At 37.7% G+C, this 7,157-nt stretch carries 4 protein-coding genes; 1 reads left to right on the top strand and 3 read right to left on the bottom strand.

Translation table 11 applies throughout. The features are described from left to right. Positions 1–462: 462 nt before the first annotated feature. From Q9R24_RS14755 to Q9R24_RS14765, 3 genes are read right to left on the bottom strand one after another with little or no spacing between them, the layout of a single operon-like run. Positions 463–3,942, bottom strand: coding sequence for a hypothetical protein (locus Q9R24_RS14755; RefSeq protein WP_311204763.1), 3,480 nt, complete (start codon positions 3,940–3,942; stop codon positions 463–465). An 11-nt stretch (positions 3,943–3,953) separates the two neighbouring features. Further along, positions 3,954–6,248 (bottom strand): hypothetical protein, encoded by a 2,295-nt coding sequence (locus Q9R24_RS14760; RefSeq protein WP_311204762.1) that lies wholly within the window; start codon positions 6,246–6,248, stop codon positions 3,954–3,956. Between the two features lie 4 nt (positions 6,249–6,252). After that, the gene (locus Q9R24_RS14765) at positions 6,253–6,705 is read right to left on the bottom strand and encodes a transporter (protein WP_311204764.1); all 453 of its coding nucleotides are present in this window, start codon (positions 6,703–6,705) and stop codon (positions 6,253–6,255) included. 254 nt (positions 6,706–6,959) lie between these two features. On the opposite strand from Q9R24_RS14765, the gene Q9R24_RS14770 reads away from it, so the two are divergent. Further along, the coding region (locus Q9R24_RS14770; RefSeq protein WP_311204761.1) for a transposase at positions 6,960–7,157 on the top strand (198 nt) is incomplete at its 3' end.

Here is a 7,157-nt window from a genome sequence, read left to right on the forward strand (position 1 = left end):
ATATGAAAAAACGTACTTTTCATTTGATTAAAAAACCAAAAAATCAACCCAAAATAGAGGGTTACATTATTTAAAACTGATTCTCCAATTAATTTAAAACAACACTCAATTTCATATTAAATCGCGTTTAATTTATTATTTTATTAACAACAAAAGTTATTATTTGTATCAATAATATTTCAATTAATTTTAACGTAGCGTGATTATTGTCTTGCGTCTCAACAATGCTGTTTTTTTAGGCTAAAAACACTCAAAAAGCCTAAAACCCGGGGTTGGATTTTCACCATTAATTACCCAGTTTTTGAGCGCTAAAAACCCGATTATCTGCAAAAAAATACTCAGAAAAACCAAGCTGTAAAATTAAAAACAATATCTATATGTTTTAAATATATTTTTTTTGATAAATTTCCGTTCATATGCTAAACCTCTGATAGAACCTCTAAGCACTCTTTTTTGATACTCTCAGCACTCTTTCATCTTGTAAAAGACGCTTTGCAACAGCATCTTTTGAATAAAATTATTATCTTTTTTATTCCATATTTTATATTTTTTTATTTTCACCTCGCCCTTTTTTACATTATTAAATTCATCCGGATCATATTCATCCCATTCAAAATTTTGTGGATTTTTTGAATAAAGTTTATTGATAAAATCTAAGAATCTTTTATAATCAATCAAGTCATTTTCAGATGATGCCTTAAAGTTCAAAATAGGACGATCTTTTTCAAGTGAAATTTTATTTTCTAAACAATAAAAAAAATGTTTAAGATCTTTCTGGGTTACATTTTTATTTAAGTTAAAAGGTTGCTCAATCTCATAGAGAGTAGACCATGTCACCATTTTACTCCAAGTAAAACCAATAAGATCCTCATGATTAACATTATTTTTGACGTGACTTGTATAGAGAGAAAACGGCTGGCTGATCGATTGAATGAACTTCAATACTTCAGGATCGATCGTTGCTATTTCTTTTTTTTCCCGCCACTTCCGGTATTCGTCTAAAAATATTTCACGGTATAAAAATACGTCCTGTTGTTGAGGCTGCTTCTGCTTTTTCTTGCTCTTTAATGCAGCAGTTTGAGAATTATTTTCTGTGTGTGAATGAATCTTCTTCATCAATTTTAAAATATCTCTTTCATTCGACTGAAATTCAACTTTGAAATCGCGATGCATCAACTGACTATCGCCTAATAATGCCTTGATCAATTGAGGTGAATATTCACGGTTTGCTTGATAAAACATGTCAGCAATCAGGATATTCAGATGATGCAGATAATGTCTTGCAGTGATCCGAATGTCTTCATGCCCCATCAGATGCGCAAGTCGAGACCAGGCTTGGGCACTACGCGATGAAGCATCCTTCATATTGGGTAAAATGTGCTTTTTAAGCTTACGCCCAAACTCGGAATCATAGTCAGTAAAACAACGTACCAGTGCTATGCTGCCTTTTAAAAGGATAGCCAAATGTGAAGCGGTACTATGCCTGAAAGCATGAAAAGTATATTGATGATCCTTTGTCCCTAATACAGTATTAAACAGCAACTGGGTAATTTTTGATAAATTTGTACTGGATAAAGGTTGTTCACCCAGCATGAAGAGCTGTTTGGTTTTTCTATTGCAGACTGCTGCAGTCGCTTTAGAGCCAGGTAACAGGTTTTGATAAAAGCGACAAAATCCTGTGAACTCGTCCGGTGTTAAAAAATGAACTAAATCAAACTGACGCGTGGCATTATCACTTTTCAGATCACGCTCAGAATTTAGACGAATCCTGAGGGTGAGATCATCAATATCACCCATTGTTTTTCTCATTTTATGGTCAGATCGATCGTCTTTCTGCTGATCTAAAGCGGATTCAAACACATAATAGAGCTGTCGATTGTCAGGATGTTTTCGTAACTGCGGAGATACAAAATCATCGATACAGATCCCGGCAGCTTCATCAATACGCAAGCCCAGTCTAAAAGCCAATGTATAGACCCATTCTAGACAGGTTGCATCCTGCTCAGTCAGACCCAAAGCTTCTGGGTATTCTCTAAGAATCCGTATCATCAATTGAAACATCTGCGGACTAATGAGTCTGGTTTTTAAAAATAAACCGTCACTTTGACGTTCATATAAATATTGCACAATCGGTGCACGATGATTCTTGACTAAGTATTGGTGAAAGGCTTTCAGCCGATCAAAGGCATAACCCGAGGTATTGTATTTTTTATTGTTGTTGGTTTGGGCGGTCGTTTTATGATTTTTCTGATCATTCAGCAGTTTTTCTTCAACAATCGTGCGATACATTTCCTCAAACTGCTCTTCAGCGGCTGTATCTAGATTGATCTGCTGTTCTAGAACATAACAAAGTAGGTCAAGCACAAAACTACTATAGTAACGCTTGATTGTTGAGACTTTAATAGCTGCTTTCCCATGATAAGCAAATTCGTTTTCTAACCACTGACACACGCGTAAATGTGCAATAGCCACTACATAATCTAGGTACTCGCCATTTCCAGCCTCATACGCAGATTTATAGTCCTCAAATTTTTGGATGCTTTCTTGGAGTTGATCCGCAAGCTGTTTGGGTTTGATATCCTGATGAAAAGATAAAAGCCAGGATTTCAGCTCATGACGTTGACCGGTTCGTCGATCATGAAATGTTTTGACTGTAACTGTAGGCATCTCCAAGTCTAAGACTTGAGGCTTTTTTTCAAGATTTTTGATTCTAGCTTGAATAGTTTTCCAGCAATCGGGTTGATCATAGAGCTGTGTATACTGCTCATAGATTAAAGGCGAAGTGATGATCTGATTGTTCAGTACACTGGTACTTAACACATCCAGATTAGGAATCTCTTGCCACAAGACATAATCCATATGCTTAAAAATGGCAAAACCGGTCTTTTCCAAGCCTTTTAAAAATAGCTTCACGTGATTAAGCGGTGCAAATGGCTGATCCTCACGTGCTTTTCTAGAGTCCCCCTCCTCCGCCATATTCAGTACAATGTTTAAATGGATTTTAAGTTTTTCTAGCAGTAAGGCTTCAGGCTGATTCCCCGTTTCAATTTCACTCTGTTCTTTTTCCCAGTACAGCAATGGCGAAGTGCTTTGTAATACATACCCTTGCGGTCCATTGAGTAGTTGCTGAATCCGTCGATAACATAACATCGCAAAGGCATTGAAATAAATGTGTTGGGTTTGCCATAACTCCGCCTCTTCTTCGCCATCCTGACGATAGATGTTGCCATACTTTGTCGAGGGCAACGTGTATGAAAAGACATAAGCCTTTTGAACCTTTTCGGCATCTGAATAGATCGGAAGCAAGCCACTATCCAGGTTCATATGAAAAATCGCATCATGAATGGCTATCAGTCGTTCAGGTTGCATGCATCCCTGATCAAAAATTAATGAAATACACAGACATTCAAACAAGGTATTCACTAATTTTTGTTGCTCTTTAGCCGTAGAGTCTAAGAGGATACCTTGAGTTTGTTGTTTGAGATAATCCGCCCAATTCACATACAGTTTTTCTTTTACCTCGACGAGCATAGTACCCTGCTGTAACTTTCGTCCTGAAAAAACGTTGTCTAGACGTTTAGGTGTGTAGACTATCCAATCGGGCAACTTAATCTCATAGCTCTCGGCATAGGAAGGGTAATCCTTTTGCCACTGCTGGTTTTTCTCGTTACAAATCCGTTTCACTTGTTTAAAACAGAATTGAAGGTAATCTGCAGCATTGTCCTTAAATTTGGATATTTGGCAGAGCTGCTCTAAAACTGCTCTATAGAGAGTAAACTTGTCCAGAATTCGCTGATCAAGCCACTTAAAATCAATTTGAGCAAGGTCAGAATTTACATCTGTGTATGTAGCAGTGATCAGCTGAGAAATTTCCTTAAAAATGTCGGCGATTTCTCTTTTAATGGCATTTTCTAATTGCGTAACGAGTGATGTATCAAGCACAAGATGGTCCTTTAAAGCACTTCAAGCTTTGCGATTTCTAGTTTGTTGAGCAAGCTTTTAACTTGCTGCTGAATGTCGTGTTTGTAGAGATAAGGGCTTAATCCAGAAATGTGACTGAATCCCATGCTTTGCTTATCATGGGTATATAGCGTATTGTGAATGTCACCACTCAAGGCGAGATGATTTTTAGTGAAATGCCTTGGCCAGTTTTTATAAATCTGCACGGTCTCTTTAAGGTAATTCTTGACAAAATCAGCAGACATGGGCTGTAACTCCAAATGCTCCACGACTTCCGCAAGATTCACCTGACCTTTTTGGGACTTGATCCGAGGATGTGAGATGACATAGAGCATAAAACCATCGTTTTCCAATTTCACTTTAAAACTAGTTATCCCGAGTGTCTCGATGGTTTGCGTCAGATATTTTCGATATGCATTGAAATGATCCTGCCAGTAGCCTGTAACAGGAACAGGACGTCCTACTTTTCGTGAATCAGTTTTTTTATCATGCACATAAAGCAGTTGTGCCTTAGGATCGTAATGTTTGAGTAACCCCGGCATGCCGACTATTGGACGTACCGTCAGGCAGATTAAGGAAAGATGCCACATCCAAATGCTGTAAGCATTCAGCTTCTCGATCAGATTCGCTTGAGTATTGGCTAATGTGTTTTTGACAAAATGATAAAGCTGATTAAAAAATTCACTCGCGGCCTCTACAGTCCAGCATCGCTGACTGCCGATACGTTCCTCACGATGAAAAATATGACCAGGGTGTTTATTCTCAATCCATGGATCACCTTTTCTACGGTCTAATAGAACATTAATATAGCCTTGAAAATGCTGGTCGATTTGATCGATCTGACGCCCTTCATAGTTCCATTGCACGATATGACGGCTATCTCTGTTGGCCAGCAAGTGTGCGACCAGGTTATCATCCGTCTCCATATCCATATAAAAATAGATTTGCCGCTCTAACATACCGCAGGTGATTTCACCAATTGCATGCTCTTTAAAAATTTCCCGCAAAAAATTATTGTACTCAATCACACAAAATTCAGGTTCCTCTAAAGCCTCTAAACTGGTGATCCAGGGTGCTGGTATGCGCCATTCCAGGGTTAAGGCCCGATTATAACGCTGTGCTTTATCTTGCATGGCACCGGAATGATTGGCATTCAGCTTGGGATCGATCACCCAATAATAATGAATGACTTTTTTGACTGATTTTTTTTTAATTCTACCAATACCAATCAAATACTTGATCTTTTGAAAGACCGTTGGACTCAGACCGGTCAAGAGACACATCAGACCACACACAGCTAAAGCCGATTGATATGCATCATTTCTCGTATTTTCTTGATAACAGTCGTGTAATCGCTGATATACCTCAGTTAATAAACTGGGTTTCAGATAAAGCGGATTAGTTTTACAGGCTAAGTCACGTCGCTGAATTCGCTTAGCTTGCTTTTCAAGCTGTTTCTGTTTGTCATCAGAGAAACTCCCCTTCACCCGCTTGGCGATCTCATCCTGTTCAGGATCGACAACATTGGCCTCTGTATTCTGTTCCTTATCATCATTCTCCACATCAAACGAAGATATGCCAGAATGAGGTGTGCGGGTCATGCGCTTTTGAATGTTGTCGATTAAAGCCTGAACATTGATTGACGATGAATTTAACCTACTATTGATGAGCTCATTACAAACAATAATGAATTGTTGAATATGGCGGCCGAGATTAAGCTGTTCAAAATCGTTTTTTATTGTTTTGCGCTCTAAAAGAGTTTTTAACTCATTGGCATTAAATTCATCAATCCCTTGGAGTTTTTGCGTGATGTCTGCATACAGTTGTTTATTTTCCTCAGCGTGAGAAAACTGCTTTTGCAACAACAGTTTTAAATCATAAGATACTGTATTGATTTTATTGTTCTTTTCACACTTATGTAAAATAACTCGTCTTTCTTTCTCTTCAGCCTGAGGCTCTAACAAGATGATTCCCTTCAGCATTTCGCACAAGACTGCAGTCAAAAGATATGAATAGATGAATGCTGCTTTTTGTTGGTCGCTTAGTTCTCCTATAGATGCACTTTTAGCCCATTGAGTTAAGCCTACCAATAATTTCTTTTGTGTCACCATCCGATTGTCTTTAATCACCACATGGACATCGTGAGCAGCAACATACAATTCCAGTGCCTGCTGATCTTGCGCCAAGAGCTGATTCAAAATTTGTTTTTTTACACTCAGGGGTTGATTGACCCATTCTTCCAATAGTTTAATTTGCTTGTCAGCTGACAATTCATCAGTTTGGCTCATAAAGCTACCATAATTTTTCAGGGTAAAAATTGATATTCAGGTTTCGTTCGAACTTGAGCTTCACGTCTTTATTCAGGCCAAAGTATTTTTTATAAGTGCTTGCACTCAATTGAACACAACGCTGCGGATTTTTACCCACCTTCATATACTGTGATAATGGCAAACCTAAGGTATCGGACAATTGAGTAAAAAAACATGTAAATAGAACAGCATGTACCTCTTTATGTTTGTGCTTTGGAACCTGTTTCAAATCTAAAGAAATTTTATCGATTAACCATTTTAGAATTTCAAATTCATCAACACCTTTATGAGATTTTTCACCCTTGTTAAGAGTTCTTTTGATGTAAGCATCCAGCTTGTTTTTAAGATTCAAGATAAAATCTCGAATAAAGTCTGGTAAATCTAATATCAAAACTGCGCTTAGCTTGGTCAGGACTTCAAGTGATTTTTTTTGCATTTCCAATTTTTTCTATCGTAACCATCTCAGCTGATACTGGCTATACAAGCTCAATACTGTTGAAATGGCTAATTTCCAAATTTACAACTTAGGCTCAACAGGATCTGTTAAGCCTAAAAACACCAACTATGATGTTATATGTTTATAACTAGCCAGAACAGAGCAATGATGTGGGTCTAGGATTTTAGACCATGCCTATAAGTGATAATCTACTCCCCAATAAGCATGGGAAATGCTTGTTTTTGGAGTCAAGCATGACACGAAGAAAACGTCGTAATCATTCAGCAGATTTTAAAGTTAAAGTTGCTCTCGCAGCAATTAAAGGCGACCACACACTCGCTGAACTTTCTACTCAATTCGATTTACATCAAAACCAAATAATTGATTGGGAAAATCAACTGCTTGAGCAATCAGTCAATATTTTTTCACGACCAACAGCACAACAAGAACCA

Source organism: Acinetobacter sp. RRD8 (assembly GCF_031844225.1).
Taxonomy (GTDB): domain Bacteria; phylum Pseudomonadota; class Gammaproteobacteria; order Pseudomonadales; family Moraxellaceae; genus Acinetobacter.